The following is an 18,111-nucleotide window of genomic DNA, read 5'->3' on the forward strand; positions in this document are numbered from 1 at the left end:
CGGTGAACGGCACCGCGCTGAAGACCTACTCCAACGTGGACGCCGCGGCCGGCTACCAGCAGCGCACCTTCGACCTGTCGGCCTACGCGGGCCAGTCCGTCACCGTGAAGTTCGCCGGGACCGAGGACGCCTCGCTCCAGACCAGCTTCGTGATCGACGACACCTCCATCCAGACCGGCTGACGCCAACGCCCGGGCGCCGGTGGCCAGTTCGACGGCCACCGGCCCCCGGGTACGGGCACCGGCCTATGCTGGTGGGATGATCAAGCCGATTGAGCTGGTGATTTTCGACTGCGACGGCGTCCTGGTGGACAGCGAGGTGATCGCCGTCCGGGTGCTGGTGCGGCTCGGCGAGGAGTACGGCTGGCCGCTGACCGAGGCGGAGGCGATCGAGCTCTTCGTCGGACGGTCCGAGGCGGCCAACCGGGCCACGGTCACCGAACGGCTCGGCGGCGAGACGGCGACGGTGTGGAGCAAGCGCTTCGTCGAACTGCACGCCGAGGCGGTGGACGCCGGACTGACCCTCGTGGACGGCCTGCCGGAGGCGCTGGCCGCGATCACCCTGCGCACCTGTGTGGCCTCCAGCGGCACCCACGAGAAGATGCGCCACACCCTGGGCCGGACCGGCCTCCACGACCACTTCGCCGGGCGGATCTTCAGCGCCACCGAGGTCGAACGCGGCAAGCCCGCACCGGACCTCTTCCTGCACGCCGCCCGCTCGATGGGTGTCGACCCGGCCGCCTGCGTGGTGGTTGAGGACAGCCGCCCCGGCGTCGAGGCCGCCCGCGCCGCCGGGATGCGCGCACTCGGCTACGCGGGCGGCGTCACCGCCGCGGAGCGGCTGGCCGGGCCGGGCACCGTGGTCTTCGACGACATGCGCGAGCTGCCCGCCCTGATCGCGGCGGGCGCGGTCCGCCAGGGCTAGCCGCCGCCCTCCGGGCGGCCGTCGGTCCGGCGGCAAATCGGTTGCCGGGCGCGGCCCGTGGCTGGCAGGGTCGGTCGCTATGGCCACCTCCCACAAGTTGCACGCCGACGAACTGGACATCGACGAGGCGCTGGTGCGCCGGATGGTCGCAGAGCACTTCCCGCAGTGGGCCGGCCTGCCGGTCGAGCCGGTGGAACCGGCCGGGACCAGCAACGCGATGTACCGGCTCGGGGCGGAGCTGGTGGTGCGCGTCCCGCGGATCCCCGGGGTGGTCGAGGAGATCGCCAAGGAGGACGTCTGGCTGCGGCGGCTGGCCCCGCGGCTGCCGGTCCCGGTACCGGTCCCGCTGGCCGTGGGCGGACCGGTCGACGGCTGCCCCTGGCCCTGGTCGGTGCTGCGCTGGCTCGACGGCACCACACCGGTGCCCGGCCGGATCGCCGAACCCGGGGTGCTGGCGCGGGACTTGGCGGACTTCGTGACCGCGATGCGCGGGATCGACCCGGCCGGCGCCCCCGCCGCCTACCGCAGCGAGTCGCTGGCGGACCGGGACGCCGGGACGAGGAAGGCGATCGCGGCCGTGGCGGACCTCGTCGACGCCCCCGCCGCGACCGCCGCCTGGGAGCGGGCCCTGGCCGCCCCGGCTCCCGACGGCCCGCCGGTCTGGCTCCACGGGGACCTCCAGCCCGGCAACCTGCTGGTGTCCCCGGACGGCCGGCTGAGCGCCGTCATCGACTTCGGCTGCGCGGGCCTCGGCGAACCGGCCGTCGACCTGATCCCCGCCTGGTACGTCCTGCCCGCCGCCGCCCGTGCGACGTTCCGCGAGGCCGCGGCCCCCGACGACGCCACCTGGGCCCGCGCCCGCGGCTGGGCCCTGTCCGTCGCCCTGTCGGAAGTGGCCTACTACCGGGACAGCGACCCGAGGATGACCGCCATCGCCCGCCACGTCATCGCCGAGGTGCTGGCCGACCACGCGTAGGCGTACGGGCCGCTCCCCGCCCGTCGTACGGGCGGGGAGCGGGCCGGGTCGTCGGCAGGTCAGCCGATCGACAGCCAGCCCGAGTACGTGTCGGTCAGCACCAACAGCCCGGTGTCGCCGTCGTAGAGGGCGTTGTTCAGCTGGATGTGCCCCGTCTCGCGCATGTCGTAGTTGCACTCCGCCCAGTGGCCGACGCCGAGGGCGTTGCGGCACGCGCCGGTGCGGCCGTAGTCGGTGCTCCACCGGCCGACGGCGGAGAAGCCGTCCTTTGCGGTGTCGAGCACGAGCACCTTGTCGCCGGCCTTGTCGAAGCAGGTCTTGACCCCGGGGCTGGTGATGCACGGCAGGCTGGCCGCCGTGATCGCGGACTCCGACATGGTGACGGGCGTCCCGATCGTGCGCGGGTCGTCCTGCGGCGCGGCGACGGCCTGACCGCCGCCGAGGACGGTGAGCCCGAGCGCCAGGGCGGCGAGGCCGATGACGGCGGCGGAGCGCGGGTTCCTGCGGAGTCCGTTGCTGGACATGGATGGTCCCCCTTCGAGGGTGTCGGTGTGTTCGCGTCCACCACCTGATCCCCCGCGGTGGACACAGCATCAGCTTGCCGAGACCCCAGGGGTGTTGTCGTTAGCAGCCGGTCCACGTCCGCTTCGCTCAGCGTCCACCCGCGGCCGTCGCGGCGGCGCCGTGCCGGAAGTCGCGGGGCGGCAGCCCGTACGCGCCGCGGAAGGCGCGGCTGAAGTCGGCGGCGCGGGGGAACCCGCAGCGGGCCGCGATGACGTGGACGGGGGTGGCGGCCAGGGCCGGGTCGGCGAGGTCGCGGCGGGCCCGTTCGAGGCGCTGGTGGCGGATCCAGGCGGCGACGGTCTCCTCTTCGCCCTCGAAGAGGCGGTGCAGGTAGCTGACCGAGATGTGGTGCGCGGCGGCGACGGCGCCGGGGTCGAGGTCCGGTTCGTGCAGGTGGGCGCGGATGAAGGCCCGGATCCGCTGGACCAGCGCCCGGCGCCGGCTCTCCGGCGGTACGGCGTCCTCGGCGTCGAGGTGGTGGGCGAGCAGCGCCGACACCAGGTCGAGGGCGACGGTGCCCAGCCGGGGTGCGTCGCCGGCCCGGTAGGCGCCGGGGTCGGCGGCGATGCCGGCGAGCAGTTGGACGAGCAGGGCGCCCACGCCCGTGCCCCCGGGCATCCGGCGGGCCGTGAGCGCGCCGATCCGGTCCGGCGACAGCGGCAGCGCCTGCCGGGGCACGGTCAGCCAGCCCCCGCGGACCCGCTGGCGCGGATCGTCGGTGCTCGCCTGGAGGAGGAGGGGCCGGGCGCTGTCCTGCAGGACCACGTCGTGCGGGCGGTAGGCGCCGAGGCCGTCGGAGCGGACCGCGGTGGCGGAGTCGCCGAACGGGAGCGAGAACAGGTACAGCTCGGGGTCGGTGGACGAGCGGATCAGGCGTGGTGACCGCCTCGCGGCGAGCGGCGGGTGCTCCATCGTCCAGAGCGCCACGTCGCCGAGCGGCAGGATGTGCACCTCGGACCGGAAGTCGGCCCTGTGCTCGGTGCGGACGTCGAACGGCGCGATCAGCCGGACGAGTTGCTGCTGCCAGTACTCGAAGCGGTCCCGCGGTTCCACGTCCTCGGTCCGGTACACCGACTCGGTCAGCATGCTCGCCCTCCCCTGGCTCGCCTTCCCCGTCCCGGCATTCTCACACCGCCGACGGATCCGGCCCGGGGAAGGAGGGGAACGGCCGGCGGGGCCGCCAGAACCACCGCCCTCAGCCTTCAGTTCGCCCCACCCTCCATGGCCGCTTCGGCCAGGCCGAAGCGGCACCTTTCCGGGGACGGGCAACCACGGCAGAATCTCAGGCGTGACAGACCCTCTGAGTGAGGCGTGGGACTTCCAGGCCCGAGCAGCAGCGGAACAGGACGACTTCGGCCGGACTTCCGGCGGGTCGTGGATCCCGCCCATCCTGCGGGACCTGGTCCTCGCCGCGAGAAGCACCTCGCTGAGCCGCTACTACCCGTTCACGAGTCATGCAACGCTCCGGTTCAGTACAGGGCCCCAATGGTGGCTCGGTAGCGGAGACGTCCTCGCCATCGGCATCGCGCTCGTCCCCGAAGGGCGCTATCTCGTCTACACCCAGACATCGCACGGCGAGCCGTTCTCAGTGGAACTCGAGACCACCGGTGCTGACGAGGCGGCCGCCAGGGCGGAACAACTGGTGAACGCCCTCGGCTGAGTTCAACCGGCGGACCGCAGAACTGCGGCACCTCGCCCGTGCACGGAACCTTGGGTAGAGCCAGAATTGAGGATCTTTCAGGGCGGGCCCGCGCGCAAGCACACGGGCCCGCCCAAACAGATCCGGTGCCTGCCCGCCCACCCCTTCCACAAAGGCCCTGGGCGGCCCCGGCCAGCCCTGGCCGGGGCCGCCGAACGCACAGCTGAGCCTGTTGCCGCTTCGGCCTTTCCGAAGCGGCAACGGCACCACCACACCTGCGTAGGAAGTCGGCGGGGCCGTAGTCAACCGCGGCTTTCAGGACTCCGCCGGAGCTCGGTGCTCCGGGGCCAGTACCTGCCACCGTCGGACGGCCATGCCTCTCAGCGGCAGCATTCCGAGCTTCTCGTAATACGCGCGCAGCGGCTCGTCGCAGGTCAGGTCCACGGAGTACAGATGTTCCGCCTCGGCGAGGACCCGCCGGACCAGCTGCCCGCCGATGCCTTTCCCCTGGTATTCGGGCAAGACCTCCAGCCACGGGATGAAGCCCGTGAGGACCCCGTCGCTGATCATGTTGACGAAGCCCACGACGCGCCCCGTCCCGGCATCCAGAGCAACCACGACCCGGTAACTGCCCTTGAGTACGGCAAGGTGCTGCGCGGCCGTCGGCGGTGCGGGCCAGCCTACGAAGAACCCGGAAAGATCCTGCTCCGTGAGATCGGAGAGATCGGTGCTGTAGTTGATCACCGGCGCATCCTGCCAGAGCGAAGCACACGCTCTGGAGGAGACTGTCAGCCACGGCTGTCCGCGATCGCGATGTCGGTGATGCTCCGTACCGGGGCGTGGAGAACCGGGGGGGGGTGTACGTCCCCCGTGGATTCTCGACCGGTTTCCGACATAACGTCGGAAACCGGGTGTGTTCGATGCGAGTAGCATGCGGTCAACACCTCTTCAGCTGCTGGGAGTTGGCTTATGAGCACACTGGTGGTGGGGTCGCGGGCCAGTCACCTGGCGCGGGCTCAGGTCAGGGAGTTCCTGGCGCCGCTGCGGGAGCGCTTCCCCGACGTGGTGTTCCGTCGGCGAGTGATCACGGAGGCCGGTGACCAGGACCGCAGGTCGGCCCTGAGGGACGTCTCGGAGCGCGGCGGCGGCTCGGCGTTCTCGGTGAACCAGGTGAACGCGCTGGTGTCCGGTGAGGTCGACGTGATCGTGCACTCGCTCAAGGACCTGCCGACCGCGAACCCGCCCGGCCTGATCCTCCTGCCCCCGCCCACCCGCGCGGACGTGCACGACGCGCTGTGCGGCTCGACGCTGGCGGACCTTCCGTACGGGGGCAGGATCGGGACGTCGGCGTCGCGCCGGATCGCCCAGCTGCTGCACGTCCGTCCGGACCTGGTGCCGGTGGAGATCCGGGGGAACGTCCCGACCAGGCTCGGCAAGCTCAGGACACAGCAGCTGGACGCTGTCGTCCTGGCGGCCGCCGGGATCAAGCGGCTCGGCCGCGGCGAGGAGATCAGCGAGATCCTGCCGGTCGGGCTGTTTCCGCCGTCTCCCGGGCAGGGCGCGCTGGGCATCCAGATCCGGGAGGACGACGAGTGGGCCCGCGAGGTCCTGGCCGGTTCCGGTGACCCGGTAACCGACGCGGAGGTGCGGGCCGAGCGGGCGATGCTGGCGGAGCTCCACGGCGGATGCACGGTGCCGGTCGGCGCGTTCGGCAAGGCCGACGGCGACGTGCTGACCCTGCACGGGCAGGTCACCTCCGTGGACGGCGGGCGGCAGGTGGAGGCGCGGCTCTCCGGCCCGGTGAGCGAGCCGGAGAAGCTGGGAGTACTGGTGGCCGGCCTCCTGCTGGACCAGGGCGCGGAGGGCATCCTGGCGGAGGTCCGGCCCACTGCCGCGTAGGTGACGATCCGGTCCGCTCCGGCCCGTTTGAGCATGGTGAACAGTTCCGCGAGCGGGTGGAAGTCCCGCCGTCCGGTGGCCGGGTCGGGCGGGGCGAGGCGAGGCGGGTGTACTCGCCGGAGACGGAGAACGGCATCAGCGGGGCTGCCGTCCTGACCCTGAGGCTGGCGAGCACGTCCACCGACAGCATCCCCGGCTCCAGCAGCAGCATGTCCGCCCCCTCGTCGAGGAAGGCGAGTCCGGTGTCGACGGCGGTCTCCGGACTGCGAGGGCTGATCCGGAACGGGCGGCGGGCGGCGGGGGCGGGGACGGCCCGCATGGTGGTGCGGTAGCCCTCGTAGAGGGCGGAGTCGAAGATCAGGTGCGGCATGGTCGCCACGTCCAGCGCCTGCCGCACGGCCCGGGTGGTACCCCGGGTCATCACGGCCATGCCGGGCTCGGTGTCCTCGACGGCGCGGATGGCCCGCACCATCAGGCTGTCCGACGCGACGGCACCGGCGGCCCGCTCGTCGCGGCGCGGACTGTTGGCGAACACCTCCACCGAACGGATGCCGACGGCGGTCAAGTCCCGCACGGCCTGCGGGATCTCGGGGACGGTGATGGTCGACAGCCGAATAGCGCCTCACCCCACCATGCAGCGCCGCTACCGCTGCGTAGGAAGTCGGCCGGGCCGACTTCCTGTGCGCGGCGAGCCGACCCGCCGTGCGGGTCCGGTGACCGATCAATGTCGTCGGGCGGGCCCGCCCGACGACAAGAGAAGGCGAGGGAGGCACCCCGCTTTCCGTCCCTTTCAGGAACCCGCAAGAGCCACGGCGGCCCCGGCCAGGCCGACCGGCCCTGCCCGCCGGCTGACCGGGCCGATCGGGGCACCGACCGGGCCGGCCGGAACGCCGGCCGGCCCGGTCAGGCGGCGTCGAGCAGCCGGGCGACCTCCGTCATGGCCGCCCCCAGCGGCAGGTCGAGGCGGAGCCCGGCGAGTTCGTCCCCGCGTGTCGGCCCCTGGTTGACGATCGCGACCGGCAGCCGGGCCCGGGCGGCGCGGCGGACGAAGCGCAGCCCGGACAGGACCGCCAGGGAGGACCCGAGGACCACCAACGAGCCCGCCGCGTCGACCAGTTCGTAGCAGTGCTCGACCCGGGGCGGCGGGACGTTCTCGCCGAAGAAGACCACGTCGGGCTTGAGCACGCCGCCGCACGCCGTGCAGGCGGCGACCCGGAAGCCGTCCACCGCGGACTGCGGCAGCCGCGCGTCGCCGTCGGGCCGCAGCTCCGCCCGGGTCGGCCGGAAGCCCGGGTTGAGCTCCTCCAGCCGCCGGTCCAGCTCGGCCCGGGTGCTGGTGCGGCGGCAGTCGAGGCAGACCACCCGGCGGAGTCCGCCGTGCAGCTCGACGGCCTCCCGGGTGCCGGCCGCGTGGTGGAGGCCGTCCACGTTCTGGGTGATGACCGCCGCGACGTGCCCGGCCCGGCGCAGCCGTTCCACCGCGTGGTGCCCGGCGTTGGGCCGGGCCCCGGCGATCGCGGGCCAGCCGGTGTGGCTGCGGGCCCAGTAGCGGCGCCGGGCCTCCGCGCTGCCGGTGAACTCCTGGTACGTCATCGGGGTGCCGCTGCGGCGGCGGCCGGTGGCGCCGCGGTAGTCGGGGATGCCGGACTCGGTGGACAGCCCGGCCCCGCTGAGCACCACCGCGCCGCGCCGGTCCAGCAGCCGTACCAGGCCTTCCAGCTCCTCGCCCGGGGGAACGACGGCCTGCCCGCCCGGGTGTTCGAACGCGTCCATACCGTCGAGGTTAGGGCGTGGCGCCGCAGGAGGGGCCGGCACAGGTCCCGGACGCTCGGGACGTGATCGCGGCACCGCGCGGTCCTGTCAGCTCTTCCGACCCCGCGGCACGTGGTTCCCCACCCACCCGGACGGCTCCTCGGCGGCATCGGCGGCACCGGCGGCGAAGGCCGTGATCCGCTCCAGCGGCGGGTTCCAGCCCCGGGTGGTGTCCACGGCCAGGCAGGGGGCGTCGAGCGCGATCGGCACCCAGGACTCGATCGGCCGCTCGCCGCGCGCGATGCGGCGCAGCAGCTCACCGTCCGCGTGGACGGCGCGACCGGGTTCCTCGGCGGCCCTGCGGGCGATGCGCTCGCGGGCGGTCCCGGGGTCGACGGTGCAGCGTACGATGCGCAGCTCGGCGCGGCCGACGAGCGGCAGCAGACCGGGCCGCCACAGCCGGTCCTGGAAGGCCGCTTCCGCCACCAGGTCCGTTCCCGCGCGCAGGAGTCCGTCGACGGTGCGGAAGAACTCGGTCAGCGTCCGCTGGTTCAGGTTCTGGTCCGGGCCCAAATCCAGGCCCAGGTCCTTGGCCGGGGCCGGCCGGGCAGCGGCCATCCGCTCCTTGATCTCGTCCCGGCAGACCGCTGGGCGGCCGAGCGCGTCGGCCAGGGCGTGCGCCAGCGTGGTCTTGCCCGCCCCGGGCGGGCCGCTCACGACGAGCAGGTGCGGGCGTCGGTCCATGGTCGGGGTTCGGTCCGTGGTCGGGGTTCGGTCCGTGGTCGGGAGGGAGGGCGTCATGCCTGCTGAGTCTGCGCCGGGCGGCCGCCGCCCGCCACCTCCCCTGCGGGTGGCGGACGGCGGACGGCGGCATCGCGCCGCCGGAACCCGCCGGAGCCGCCGTTCCAGTGGACCCGCCCCTCGGGAAACCCCGCCGACGCGGAGGTGAACGAGGCCGAACCGCCGCTACAGGAGCAGATGTTGCCGCATTCCGGCGACCGGACGCCGGACCCGCCGTCTCAGCCCCAGCCGGGCACCGGCGGCAGCGGCCACCCCGGCGGCCCGGGCAGCGGCCCGTCCGCCCGCAGGCCCTCCGCCCGCAGGCGCTCCACCGACCCGCGCCCCGACAGCCAGGCGAGCAGGGCGTGGCCGGGGCCGCTGACGGTGGGGCCGGACGGCGCCAGGGCCCAGTCGCGGCCGAGGTCGGTGGCCGTCAGCCGGGCGACGGGGAATCCGCGCGCGGCCAGGGCGGCCGCCGTCCCGTCGAGCGCCCAGGCGACGTACCCGGTGGGCCAGTCGGCGGTCGAGCGGCCGAGGTCCAGGTCGACGTGGTGGGTTTCGAGCTCCCGCCACGCCCGGTGCAGGGTGAACCACGCCGGGTGCCGCCAGCCGGCGAGGGCGGTGACCGGCGTGGACCACCGTTCGGCGGGCATCGCGGCGGCCGCCGCGAACATCCCGTCCAGGCTGTCCCGCAGGTCGGCGGCCGGCTCCGCCGCACCGCGCCCGGCGCCCTCACGCGGGGCGCGGTCCGGCGCGGCGGACCCGGCGCGCGGACCCGGCTCGGTGCCGGTGCGGGCCACGGTCAGCAGCCACCGGTACGCGTCGGCGCTGCGGGCGAGGTGGGTGAGGACGTGGGCGCGGCTCCAGCCGGGCAGCGTCGAGGGCTCGCGGGCCTGCCGGTCGGTCAGCGTGCCGACGGTGGCGAGGACCCGCCCGGCGGAGGCCCGCACCTCGGCGAGCAGCACGCCGACCCCGGCCCCGTCCAGGCCTGCGGGCGGCGGCCCGGGGGACGTCACGGGCGGCGCGCCCAGGCGGAGATCATCGGGGCGGTGGCCAGGTCGAGCCGGCCGGTGGCGACGTTGGCCAGGTGGCGGTCGATCTCCTCGTCCGTCGCGAGGCCTTCCCGTACCAGCAGTCCGCGGATCTGCCGGACGGTCGCGTCCTCCAGGACCGCGCAGGCCGGCGAGGTGATCGGGAAGTACGCGTCGGCCTGGACGTCGACCAGGCCCGCCTCGCGCAGCGCCCTGGGCAGCGTCCGCCCGTACGCGAGGTCGGCGCCGCGGCCCGCCATCAGGGTGCGGAAGCCGGTCCGCAGCCGGTTGGCGAGGCGCTCGTCGGGGCCGGACTCGTCGGGGCAGAGCAGCGGTTGCAGGGCCGGGTCGGCGTCCTCCAGGAGCAGCCGGCCGCCGGGGCGCAGCGCCCGCACCATCCTGCGCAGGGCCTCGGCGCGGTCGGCGACGTGCACCAGGACCAGCCGGGCGTGCACCAGGTCGAAGCCGCCGGGCGGCGGCGGGTCGGCGGCCACGTCGTGGCGCAGCACCTCGATCACGCCGCCGGCGGCGGGGGCGGTCCAGGAGACGTCGATGTCGGTGGCGACCACCGCGCCGGTCGGGCCGACGCGTTCGGCGAGCCCGAGCGGCACCGAGGGGCCGCCCGCGCCGACCTCCCAGCAGCGCATGCCGGGGCCGATCCCGAGGGCGTCGACGTGCCGGAAGGTCACCGGGTCGAAGAGTTCGGCGAGGGCGCCGAAGCGGGTGCCCGCCTCCGACTGGCGGTTGTCCAGGAGGTAGCCGTGGTCGCTCTCGTGCTCAGCCATGCCGGGATTCTCGCAGACGCGAGTTCGAAGACAGGCCCTCGGGGCGCGGCGCTCGGGTCGGGCCGTTCAGGGCTGCGGGGCCGGGTCGGTGAGCGCCGGGATGTCGTAGGTCACCTTGCCGATGTCGGAGATCAGGTAGCCGCCGTCGGGCCCGCGTCGGAGCGTCAGTCGCGGGGTGTACGACTGCCTGGGCGTTCGGAACCAGCCCTCCTCGGCGGCGTAGGTGCAGTAGGCGGAGACCTCCAGCTCGACCACCTCGCCGGTGAGGTCGCGCGGATCGAAGCGGCCCGCCGCGGGCCCCGCGACCACCCATCTGACCAGCGACCAGCCCCGGCGTGCGGTCAGGTCGGCGGGCCAGGCCGACCCGTTCTCCTCGCAGGCGGTCAACCCGCCGCCGGCGGCGGCCAGTTCGGACGTCAGGTACCGGCGCGACCGGCTCAGGACGGCCGCCGGCCCGGTGTCGCCGCGGGAGGTGTCGAAGGTGCCCGAGGTGACGGCCCAGGCGATCGCGACGGACTCCGCGTCGTGCCCGTCCACCGTCAGCGGCGGCGTCTGCGCGGTCGGCCGGTCCTTCGGCGGGGCGATCGGATCCCCGGGCTGGTATCCCGGTTTGGAGGGGAAGCTGTAGCCGGCCGGAGCGACGGCGACCGTGGTGCCCGGGATCTCCTGCTGGTCCTGGTCGTAGCAGGGGTTGCACCGGATGCGCTCGCCGGAGCCGGTGCCGTAGCTCGTCTCCCAGCCCCTGCCGTGGGTCGACAGCTCGGTGCCGGACTCCCTGCGCACCCCGGAGACGTGGAACGGGCGGTCGCCGTCCTTCAGCGTCCAGGTGCGGCGCTTGCCGTCGACGGTGCCCTCGACCGTGAGCACGTAGTCGTAGCTGTGCCGGGTCGCGAGCACGGTGAGGCTGACGATCTCGGGCTTCCGGTCCTCCAGGTAGAGGTACTTGTCGGTGAAGTAGGGGGCGAACGACACCGGTCCGGCGGCCCCGATCAGCGCGACCGGATTCGGGGAGTCCAGGTCGACACCCATGTCGATCTTCTTGCCCTCCCCCTGTCCGGCGCAGTCCACGACCGTGCCGGGCAGCGGGTCGCGGGGCTCGCCCACGATCGTCGCCCGCACCTGTTCGATCGCCACGGTGTGGCCGTTGCCGACCATCGAGACCGACAGCGGCGACGCGCCCACGTCCGTACCGCCCTGCGCGTGCGCCCACGTCCGGGCGGCTTCGCAGCCGGTGACGGCCGGCGGGTCGGTCGGTTTGACGACCCGGGGGACGACCGTGGTCGAGTCGGCGTCGGCGTGCTCGGGGTCGTAGTGGGCGCCGAGTTCCGGCCCCCTGCCGCCCTCCGTCGCGGTCAGCGCCCAGTACGTCGTGCCGGCGCCCAGCAGGGCCAGCACGCACAGCACGGCGATCAGCAGCCGCAGGCGCGGTCTGCGGCCGCCCATCAGCGTGAGAACGCCGCCCATGAACACGTTGCCGTGGATGGTGCTCTGGCTGATCCTGTTGTGCGTCTCGTGCTGGTCGCCCACTCCACCCACCCCGTCCGAGGGATCCGCGTCCACCACAGTGGCGGTTCCCGGCGGGTGGAGGGAAGACCCGCGCCGCAAGCCCAGGGCGCCGTGGCGTCGCGGCGCCGTGGCGTCGTCGGCGCGGACGGTCTTGTTGACGAAATGTCAGCAAGTTCGTCCGATCGCCTTGACGGCATGCGGTCACGGCTGGACCCTGTGGACCCGGAAACGCCGCGCGCTCCCCGGTCCCCACCGCTCGGGAGCGCGCGAGAGGACGTCTTCTCGCCCCTCACCGAGGAAGAGATTTTCCCATGCGCTTCAGCCGCCGCCTCCCCGCCACCGCCGCCGCCGTCTGCGCGACCGCCGCGCTCGCGCTGGCCGCCGTACCCGCCTTCGCGTCACCCGAGTCCCTCGCCGCCGGCCCGGTCCTCACCGCCGGGAGCGCGGGCGGCACCGCCGTCGCCGTCGGCGACGCGCTCGCCGCACCGCTCGCCCCGGGCACCAAGGCCACCTTCTACTCGACCGCGACCAGCACCACCGGTGTCACCTGCGCCACCTCGCAGCTCTCGGCCTCGGTGCTGGGCAACCCGGCGGCGCCGGGCAGCGCGACCGCGTCGCTGACCGGGCTGACCTTCGGCTCGTGCACCGCCAACGTCACCGGGGTCACCTCGGTGCGCAGCCTGACGGTCGGCAACCTGCCGTACGGCGTCACCGTCTCCGACGCGCCCGGCCTGCCGGTCACCCTGACCGGCGGGTCCGCCGGGCCGATCCAGGCCACCGCCGTGCTGGACACCTGGTTCGGCACCATCACCTGCTCCTACCAGCTGAGCGGCGCGTTCACCGGCAGCGCCGACAACACCGCGCACAGCCTGGCCTTCCGCACCGAGCACTTCGCCAAGAGCGGCGGTTCGACGCTCTGCCCGGCCGACGGCTACTTCTCCGCGACGTACGGGCCGGTCGCGGACACCAGCCAGTCGGGAAGCCCGGCGGTCTTCGTCAACTGACCGCACCCGCAAGGGAGTCAGGGTGGGTGCGGCAGCGCCGCCGGGCCCACCCCGGCTCCGGTCAGACCCGGAGCAGGCCGAACTCCCGGGCGGCGGCCCGGAGTACGGCGACCAGCGCCAGCAGCATCAGCGCGCCGTGGGCCGGCATCGACAGGTACGGCGCCACGCCGGGTGCGATGAACTTGAGGTAGCTGCCGAGGGACGCGAGCTGGACCAGCACCGGCAGGTACCAGAGCTGCCGGGGCAGGTGGAAGGCGACGATCACGCTGAGGACGTCCGCGACGTAGAAGTAGCGCTCGTGCATGGACGGCAGCAGGAACGGCACCGCGATCGCGAAGACCGTGGCCAGCAGCAGGATCCCCGTCCCGGTGAGCCCCGCCCGTCCGCCCCCGGCCGTGGACCTGCCGGCAAGGGACTCTCCGGCCGCACCTCCGGTGCTTCGCAGGGCCCGGACCGCCAGGGCGATCAGCGCCAGCACCAACGCGCCCGCGACCAGCACGCCCGCCCGGCGCACCGGATCGTCCTCACCCGACGGCACCGAGACGAACTGGTAGACCGACGGCGCGTTGAGCGTGAGGTCCCGGTAGGTCCCGGTCTGCCGGGCGTACACCGTCAGCAGCTGCCAGGGGTCGGCGCCGAGCAGCACGGCGGGGACGTCGAGCGCCAGGTAGGCGGCCGGGACGGCCAGCAGGCACCGCCACGGCATCCGCCGGGCCAGGACCACGACGAGCAGCAGGGGGAAGAGGAAGACCGCCTGGAGCTTGAAGGCCAGGGCGATCCCGAAGAAGGCGCAGGTCCACCAGGGCCGGCCGCGCAGGAGGTGGTGGACGCCGCCGAGCAGGAAGGCGGTGAAGATCGCGTCGGCCTGGGCCCACCACCCGCTGTTGGTCACGACCGTGGGCAGGAACAGCACGGTCACCGCCGCCGCGAAGGGCCGCCAGGGCCGGTGCGGCCACCGCAGCGCGACGATGCGGTGGGTGTAGTAGGCCAGCGCCAGGTCGAAGAGGACCGACAGGCACTTGACCGCCGTCAGCGCGGGCACCGGCAGCCGGCCGAGCGCGGCCATCAGGTACAGGTAGGGGACGTTGTAGTCCGAGAAGCCGGTGTCGCCGAGGGCCTGGAATCCGCCGTGCGCCGCGATGTACCGGTACCAGGGGCCGAGGAAGTAGTACCAGTCCGACGACTCGTACTGCAGCAGCAGGCCCCGGAGCAGGAGCGCGGACGCCACCGCCGCCACCGCGACCGGCACCGGCACCGGCACCGGCACCGGCACCACCGGATCGGCCCGGCGCGGAGGCTGGGTCCCTCGGTCCGGCGCGGCTTCCTGGGGGCCGGGGCGCAGGTCGGGTTCGGGTCGGACTGGACAGTGGTTCATACCACCAGGACGCGGCACCCACCGGAAACGGACGACAACGAACCGGTACGGATTTCCGCGGGCCGCCGACCGGGCCGCCGACCGACCCACCGACCGACCCGCGGACCGACCCACCCGGGCCCGCCCCGGGCCTGAGCTCGTACGGCTCCGGCCCGGGGCGCGAGCGGGCGACCGGCAGCGGTCAGTCCCCGGCCTCCCGGTGCCGCCACCGCACCGGGTCCTCGGCCACCGCGGCACCCGCCGCGGTCCGGGCCGGCGTCCGGTAGCCCGCCGTGGCGAGCACCAGCATCTCGTTCTCCCCCGGCCGGAACTCGTAGGCCACCCGCTCCACCCGGCTGGGGACGCCGAGGTCCGCCAGTTCCTCGCGCAGCGGCTCCAGCCCGGGGTAGCGCTCCCGCGTGTCGTACACCATCAGCGGGAACACCCGCACCTCGTGCCGTGCCACCCGGGCGAGCTCCAGCAGGGCCGCCCGGTGGAAGTCCCCGTCCAGTCGGTTGCCGTACGAGAACAGCAGGTGCGAGCTGAGCACCAGGTCGAAGGAGTCGTCGGCGAAGGGGAGTTCGGGCAGCGAGCCGGCCACGTAGCGGTCCGGGCGGGCGGCGATGTCGGCGCGGAAGTCCCGGGCGTTGGCGGTCCACTGGCGGATCATGTCGTCCGCGTCGGTGTACCAGGACCACACGTGGTCGGCCGTCTCCTTCACCAGCCGCTCGCGCTTGAACCCGGTCTCCCGCTCCACCAGCAGGCCCAGCTCCTCGCGGTGCTCGGCGTACTGGCGGTCGACGGCGACGGCGTCGATGCCGCGCCGCCCGGCCTCCGCCACGAAGCTCGCGGCGCCGGCCGGGCAGTCCAGGACGCGCTGCGCCAGGTCGCGTTCGGTGAGCGCGAACATCGCCCGGTACTCCGCGAAGGAGCGTGCGCTGACCAGCACGGCTCAGCCCCTTCCGACGAACGGCATGGTGGTCGGCAGCACGACCAGGGACTGGATGGTGGTGTCCGGCGGCTGCGAGGCCATCAGCACCAGGGCCTCGGTGAAGCGGTCCACCGGGATGGTCGCCTCGACGGCCATGGTCCGGTCGGCCTGCATCGCGGCCGGCTGCGGGCCGCCGTCCACCGGGGTGACGTTGCCGACGTCGATCTGCCCGCAGGAGATGCCGTACGCCCGGCCGTCCAGGGCGAGCACCTTGGTGAGGCCGAGCACGGCGTGCTTGGCGGCGGTGTACGCGATGGAGTTGGGGCGCGGCACGTAGGCCGAGGGCGCGCCGTTGTTGATGATCCGCCCGCCCTGCGGGGTCTGGGTGCTCATCACCCGGAAGGCCTCGCGGGCGCAGAGGAAGCCGCCGGTGACGATGGTGTCCAGCACCCGGTTCCAGTCCTCGAACGGGGTCTCGGTGATCGGCCGGCGCGGGGCGGCGGCGCCCGCGTTGTTGAACAGCAGGTCCACCCGGCCGTAGCGGTCGAGGACGGTGTCGAAGAGCCGGGCGACCTCCTCCGGGCTGCGGATGTCCGTCGGGACGGGCAGCACCCGGGCGGCTCCGGGCCCGGCCAGGGCGGCGGTCTCCTCCAGCGCGTCCTTGCGCCGACCGGCGACGGCCACGGTCCAGCCGGCCGCCAGCAGGGCCAGTGCCGAGGCCCGGCCGAGGCCGCTGCCCCCGCCGGTGACGATCGCCACCCGCCCGTGCGGTGCGGGCGCGCCTCCGGTGCCGGCTCCGGCGGTCACGGCTCCCGTGCTCTCGGCTCCAGCGGTCACGGCGTCCACTCCTCCCCCTCGTTCACCCAGACCCGCAGCATCCGCCGGGCGTACGGCCCGGGCTCGTCGATGAACGGCGAACGCCCGTGCAGCACACGGCTGTTGCGGATGATCAGCAGGTCACCGGCGGCCATCGGCAGCCCGAAGGCGATCTCCGGCCGGTAGAGCACCTCGTCCAGCACGCCGAGCGCCTCCCACTGACGGTCCGTCAACTCCGGTCCACCGCGGTCGGGAGAGGAGCGGACGGTGCGGGTCTGGTAGTAGCACCCGATCGTCCCGTCCTTGCGGTCGTACAGGATCGGGGTGACCACCACCTGCGGGCCGGCCCGGCCGCTGCGCTCGAAGGTCCACTCCTCGCGGAGCGTGGCCAGCGCGTCCGGCCGCTCCCGCTCGATCAGGTCGTGCACGTGCCGGGCGCTCGCCAGCTTGGTCAGCCCGCCGCCGTCGAAGGCGGGCCGCAGGCAGAGCAGGACCAGCAGGTCGCAGGTGTCGCAGTGGAAGCCCAGCTCGGTGTTTCCGTCGCCGTCCTGGTCGTGCAGCACCGAGGTGAGGTCGCCGCGCCCGTTCTGCGGGACGATCCGGCCAAAGTCCCCCAGCAGGAAGGAGAGCACCTCGGTGATCTCCTGCTCCGGGCGGGTCGCGTCCACCAGGCCGCTCACATGGGTGATGCCCACCGAGTCGGCGGCGTTCCGGACGAACTCCCGCAGCCTGGTCCGCACCTGCTCACCCGCGCCCCACTGCCCGGCCCGCGCGTCGGCCCAGAGCAGCCGCCGCTCCCGTTCCTCCAGCGGGAGCGACCAGAGCTCCCGCCGGGCGTCCAACTCCAGGCTGCTCCAGCCGATTTCGGTCACCGCGTCCATGTCCTCTCCTCCCTACCGGCCGCCGGCCGCGACGGCCTTCGCCCACAGTTCCAGGCCCTCGTCGATCTGTTCGGCCGTGACCACCAGCGCGGGGATCATCCGGACCGTGTTGAGGTGGATCCCGCACAGCAACAGCAGCAGGCCGTGCTCGGCCGCGGCCTGCTGGGCGCGCCGGGCCGCCTCCGGGTCCGGGGTGCCGTCCGGGCGGCAGAACTCGCTGGCGGCCATCAGCCCGAGCCCGCGGACGTCGGCGATCCCGGGCGCCTCGGCGGCGACCGCCCGCAGCCCGGCCAGCAGCCGGGCGCCCTGCTCGGCCGCGTTCTCGACCAGCCGCTCCTCGCGCAGAACGTCCAGGGTCGCCAGCGCGGCGGCGCAGGCCACCGGGTTGCCCCCGTAGGTGCCGCCCTGCGAGCCGGGCCAGGCACGGCCCATCAGCTCGGCGGGCGCGGCGATCGCGGACAGCGGGAAGCCGCTGGCCAGGCCCTTGGCGGTGATCAGGACGTCGGGGCGCACCCCTTCTTCGTACTGGTGGGCCCAGAACCGGCCGGTGCGGCCGAAGCCGGTCTGCACCTCGTCCACCACCAGCAGGATCCCGTGCCGGTCGGCCCGCTCGCGCAGCCCGGCCAGGAAGCCGGGCGGGGCCGGGACGTAGCCGCCCTCGCCGAGCACCGGCTCGACGAACATCGCGGCCGTCTCGGCGGGCGCGGAGACGGTGGCGAGCACCTCGTCCAGTCCGCGCAGGGCGTGCGCCACCGCCTCGTCCTCGGACAGCCCGAGCCGGAACGCGGCCGGGAAGGGCGCCACCGCGACCCCGGGCATCAGCGGGCCGATGCCGGCCCGGAACCGGGTGCCGGCCGTGGTGAGCGAGGCCGCGCCCATGGTGCGGCCGTGGAACGCGCCCTCGAAGACGATCACGTTCTGCCGCCCGGTGGCGTGCCGGGCGAGCCGCAGCGCGGCCTCCACCGCCTCGGTGCCGGCGGTGGCGTAGAACAGCGAGTCCAGGCCGGACGGCAGGACCTCGCCGAGCCGCTCGGTGAGCGTGAGGAGCTGGTCGTGCAGCACGGTGGTGTACTGCCCGTGGATGAGCCGGCCGGCCTGTTCCCGGACGGCCTCGACCACCTTCGGGTGACAGTGGCCGGTGCTAGTCACCCCCACGCCGGAGGTGAAGTCGAGGTGGCGGCGGCCGTCGGCGTCGTAGAGGTGGAGTCCTTCGCCGCGTACGGCGACGACCGGGGTGGCCTGCTTGAGCGCCGGGGAGAGCTGGGACAC

The 18,111-nt window shown here is 74.1% G+C and carries 18 protein-coding genes and 2 pseudogenes; 6 read left to right on the forward strand and 14 right to left on the reverse strand.

Annotation, left to right across the window (positions count from 1 at the left end; translation table 11 throughout):
• The 3 genes and pseudogenes from ACWDD9_RS13180 to ACWDD9_RS13190 form a co-directional block, all read left to right on the forward strand.
• Positions 1 to 182: pseudogene (locus ACWDD9_RS13180) on the forward strand (putative Ig domain-containing protein); the annotation flags it as partial.
• A gap of 76 nt (positions 183 to 258) precedes the next feature.
• On the forward strand, positions 259 to 924 hold the full coding sequence (locus ACWDD9_RS13185) for an HAD family hydrolase (RefSeq protein WP_449811651.1): 666 nt from the start codon (positions 259 to 261) through the stop codon (positions 922 to 924).
• A 79-nt stretch (positions 925 to 1,003) separates the two neighbouring features.
• Complete coding sequence (locus ACWDD9_RS13190) at positions 1,004 to 1,900, forward strand: aminoglycoside phosphotransferase family protein (protein ID WP_449811652.1); 897 nt, start codon at positions 1,004 to 1,006, stop codon at positions 1,898 to 1,900.
• Between the two features lie 59 nt (positions 1,901 to 1,959).
• Here ACWDD9_RS13190 and ACWDD9_RS13195 read toward each other — a convergent pair whose 3' ends face one another.
• Both ACWDD9_RS13195 and ACWDD9_RS13200 read right to left on the reverse strand, forming a co-directional pair.
• Positions 1,960 to 2,424 carry a hypothetical protein gene (locus tag ACWDD9_RS13195; protein WP_117487330.1) on the reverse strand — a complete coding sequence of 155 codons (465 nt, stop codon included), beginning with the start codon at positions 2,422 to 2,424 and terminating at the stop codon, positions 1,960 to 1,962.
• Positions 2,425 to 2,551: 127 nt separating this feature from the next.
• Positions 2,552 to 3,550, reverse strand: coding sequence for a helix-turn-helix domain-containing protein (locus ACWDD9_RS13200; RefSeq protein ID WP_449811653.1), 999 nt, complete (start codon positions 3,548 to 3,550; stop codon positions 2,552 to 2,554).
• Positions 3,551 to 3,752: 202 nt separating this feature from the next.
• Between ACWDD9_RS13200 and ACWDD9_RS13205 the strand changes: the two genes are divergently transcribed.
• A complete protein-coding gene (locus tag ACWDD9_RS13205) occupies positions 3,753 to 4,124 on the forward strand; it encodes a hypothetical protein (protein ID WP_049650833.1) in 372 nt (123 codons plus the stop codon).
• 294 nt (positions 4,125 to 4,418) lie between these two features.
• Here ACWDD9_RS13205 and ACWDD9_RS13210 read toward each other — a convergent pair whose 3' ends face one another.
• The gene (locus tag ACWDD9_RS13210) at positions 4,419 to 4,847 is read right to left on the reverse strand and encodes a GNAT family N-acetyltransferase (protein ID WP_449811654.1); all 429 of its coding nucleotides are present in this window, start codon (positions 4,845 to 4,847) and stop codon (positions 4,419 to 4,421) included.
• A 225-nt stretch (positions 4,848 to 5,072) separates the two neighbouring features.
• On the opposite strand from ACWDD9_RS13210, the gene hemC reads away from it, so the two are divergent.
• Positions 5,073 to 6,002 (forward strand): hydroxymethylbilane synthase, encoded by a 930-nt coding sequence (gene hemC, locus ACWDD9_RS13215; RefSeq protein WP_449811655.1) that lies wholly within the window; start codon positions 5,073 to 5,075, stop codon positions 6,000 to 6,002.
• Between the two features lie 160 nt (positions 6,003 to 6,162).
• Here the strand turns inward: hemC and ACWDD9_RS13220 are convergent.
• The 6 genes and pseudogenes from ACWDD9_RS13220 to ACWDD9_RS13245 all read right to left on the reverse strand — a co-directional run.
• Positions 6,163 to 6,474, reverse strand: a pseudogene (locus tag ACWDD9_RS13220) (hypothetical protein); the annotation flags it as partial.
• Positions 6,475 to 6,905: 431 nt separating this feature from the next.
• Positions 6,906 to 7,775, reverse strand: a complete 870-nt coding sequence (locus ACWDD9_RS13225; protein ID WP_449811656.1) for an NAD-dependent protein deacetylase — start codon at positions 7,773 to 7,775, stop codon at positions 6,906 to 6,908.
• 87 nt (positions 7,776 to 7,862) lie between these two features.
• The gene (locus ACWDD9_RS13230; protein WP_449811657.1) at positions 7,863 to 8,498 is read right to left on the reverse strand and encodes an AAA family ATPase; all 636 of its coding nucleotides are present in this window, start codon (positions 8,496 to 8,498) and stop codon (positions 7,863 to 7,865) included.
• Positions 8,499 to 8,773: 275 nt separating this feature from the next.
• A complete protein-coding gene (locus tag ACWDD9_RS13235; RefSeq protein ID WP_449811658.1) occupies positions 8,774 to 9,550 on the reverse strand; it encodes a maleylpyruvate isomerase family mycothiol-dependent enzyme in 777 nt (258 codons plus the stop codon).
• Positions 9,547 to 10,350, reverse strand: coding sequence for a methyltransferase domain-containing protein (locus ACWDD9_RS13240; protein ID WP_449811659.1), 804 nt, complete (start codon positions 10,348 to 10,350; stop codon positions 9,547 to 9,549). The genes ACWDD9_RS13235 and ACWDD9_RS13240 overlap by 4 nt, the downstream gene beginning before the upstream one ends.
• Positions 10,351 to 10,416: 66 nt before the next feature.
• Positions 10,417 to 11,877, reverse strand: coding sequence for a hypothetical protein (locus tag ACWDD9_RS13245; RefSeq protein WP_449811660.1), 1,461 nt, complete (start codon positions 11,875 to 11,877; stop codon positions 10,417 to 10,419).
• A 290-nt stretch (positions 11,878 to 12,167) separates the two neighbouring features.
• On the opposite strand from ACWDD9_RS13245, the gene ACWDD9_RS13250 reads away from it, so the two are divergent.
• Complete coding sequence (locus ACWDD9_RS13250) at positions 12,168 to 12,860, forward strand: Tat pathway signal sequence domain protein (protein WP_449811661.1); 693 nt, start codon at positions 12,168 to 12,170, stop codon at positions 12,858 to 12,860.
• A 61-nt stretch (positions 12,861 to 12,921) separates the two neighbouring features.
• On the opposite strand, the gene ACWDD9_RS13255 is transcribed toward ACWDD9_RS13250, so the two are convergent.
• From ACWDD9_RS13255 to ACWDD9_RS13275, 5 genes are all read right to left on the reverse strand, one after another.
• A complete protein-coding gene (locus tag ACWDD9_RS13255; protein ID WP_449811662.1) occupies positions 12,922 to 14,127 on the reverse strand; it encodes a glycosyltransferase 87 family protein in 1,206 nt (401 codons plus the stop codon).
• Between the two features lie 289 nt (positions 14,128 to 14,416).
• Positions 14,417 to 15,163, reverse strand: coding sequence for a class I SAM-dependent methyltransferase (locus ACWDD9_RS13260; protein WP_049659063.1), 747 nt, complete (start codon positions 15,161 to 15,163; stop codon positions 14,417 to 14,419).
• Positions 15,164 to 15,166: 3 nt separating this feature from the next.
• Positions 15,167 to 15,982 (reverse strand): SDR family oxidoreductase, encoded by an 816-nt coding sequence (locus tag ACWDD9_RS13265; protein WP_375875307.1) that lies wholly within the window; start codon positions 15,980 to 15,982, stop codon positions 15,167 to 15,169.
• On the reverse strand, positions 15,979 to 16,842 hold the full coding sequence (locus ACWDD9_RS13270) for a TauD/TfdA family dioxygenase (RefSeq protein WP_049659062.1): 864 nt from the start codon (positions 16,840 to 16,842) through the stop codon (positions 15,979 to 15,981). Before ACWDD9_RS13270 ends, ACWDD9_RS13265 begins: the two co-directional genes overlap by 4 nt.
• A 12-nt stretch (positions 16,843 to 16,854) precedes the next feature.
• Positions 16,855 to 18,111 (reverse strand): aspartate aminotransferase family protein, encoded by a 1,257-nt coding sequence (locus ACWDD9_RS13275; RefSeq protein ID WP_074004675.1) that lies wholly within the window; start codon positions 18,109 to 18,111, stop codon positions 16,855 to 16,857.

It is taken from the genome of Kitasatospora sp. NPDC001119 (genome assembly GCF_053598475.1).

What these genes read in the sequence shown, in the direction of transcription:
- ACWDD9_RS13200 (WP_449811653.1), bottom strand. Translation starts at nt 3,550, where the DNA reads ATGCTGACCGAGTCGGTGTACCGGACCGAGGACGTGGAACCGCGGGAC.
- hemC (WP_449811655.1), top strand. Translation starts at nt 5,073, where the DNA reads ATGAGCACACTGGTGGTGGGGTCGCGGGCCAGTCACCTGGCGCGGGCT.
- ACWDD9_RS13190 (WP_449811652.1), top strand. Translation starts at nt 1,004, where the DNA reads ATGGCCACCTCCCACAAGTTGCACGCCGACGAACTGGACATCGACGAG.
- ACWDD9_RS13225 (WP_449811656.1), bottom strand. Translation starts at nt 7,775, where the DNA reads ATGGACGCGTTCGAACACCCGGGCGGGCAGGCCGTCGTTCCCCCGGGC.
- ACWDD9_RS13270 (WP_049659062.1), bottom strand. Translation starts at nt 16,842, where the DNA reads ATGGACGCGGTGACCGAAATCGGCTGGAGCAGCCTGGAGTTGGACGCC.
- ACWDD9_RS13195 (WP_117487330.1), bottom strand. Translation starts at nt 2,424, where the DNA reads ATGTCCAGCAACGGACTCCGCAGGAACCCGCGCTCCGCCGCCGTCATC.
- ACWDD9_RS13230 (WP_449811657.1), bottom strand. Translation starts at nt 8,498, where the DNA reads ATGGACCGACGCCCGCACCTGCTCGTCGTGAGCGGCCCGCCCGGGGCG.
- ACWDD9_RS13185 (WP_449811651.1), top strand. Translation starts at nt 259, where the DNA reads ATGATCAAGCCGATTGAGCTGGTGATTTTCGACTGCGACGGCGTCCTG.
- ACWDD9_RS13250 (WP_449811661.1), top strand. Translation starts at nt 12,168, where the DNA reads ATGCGCTTCAGCCGCCGCCTCCCCGCCACCGCCGCCGCCGTCTGCGCG.
- ACWDD9_RS13240 (WP_449811659.1), bottom strand. Translation starts at nt 10,350, where the DNA reads ATGGCTGAGCACGAGAGCGACCACGGCTACCTCCTGGACAACCGCCAG.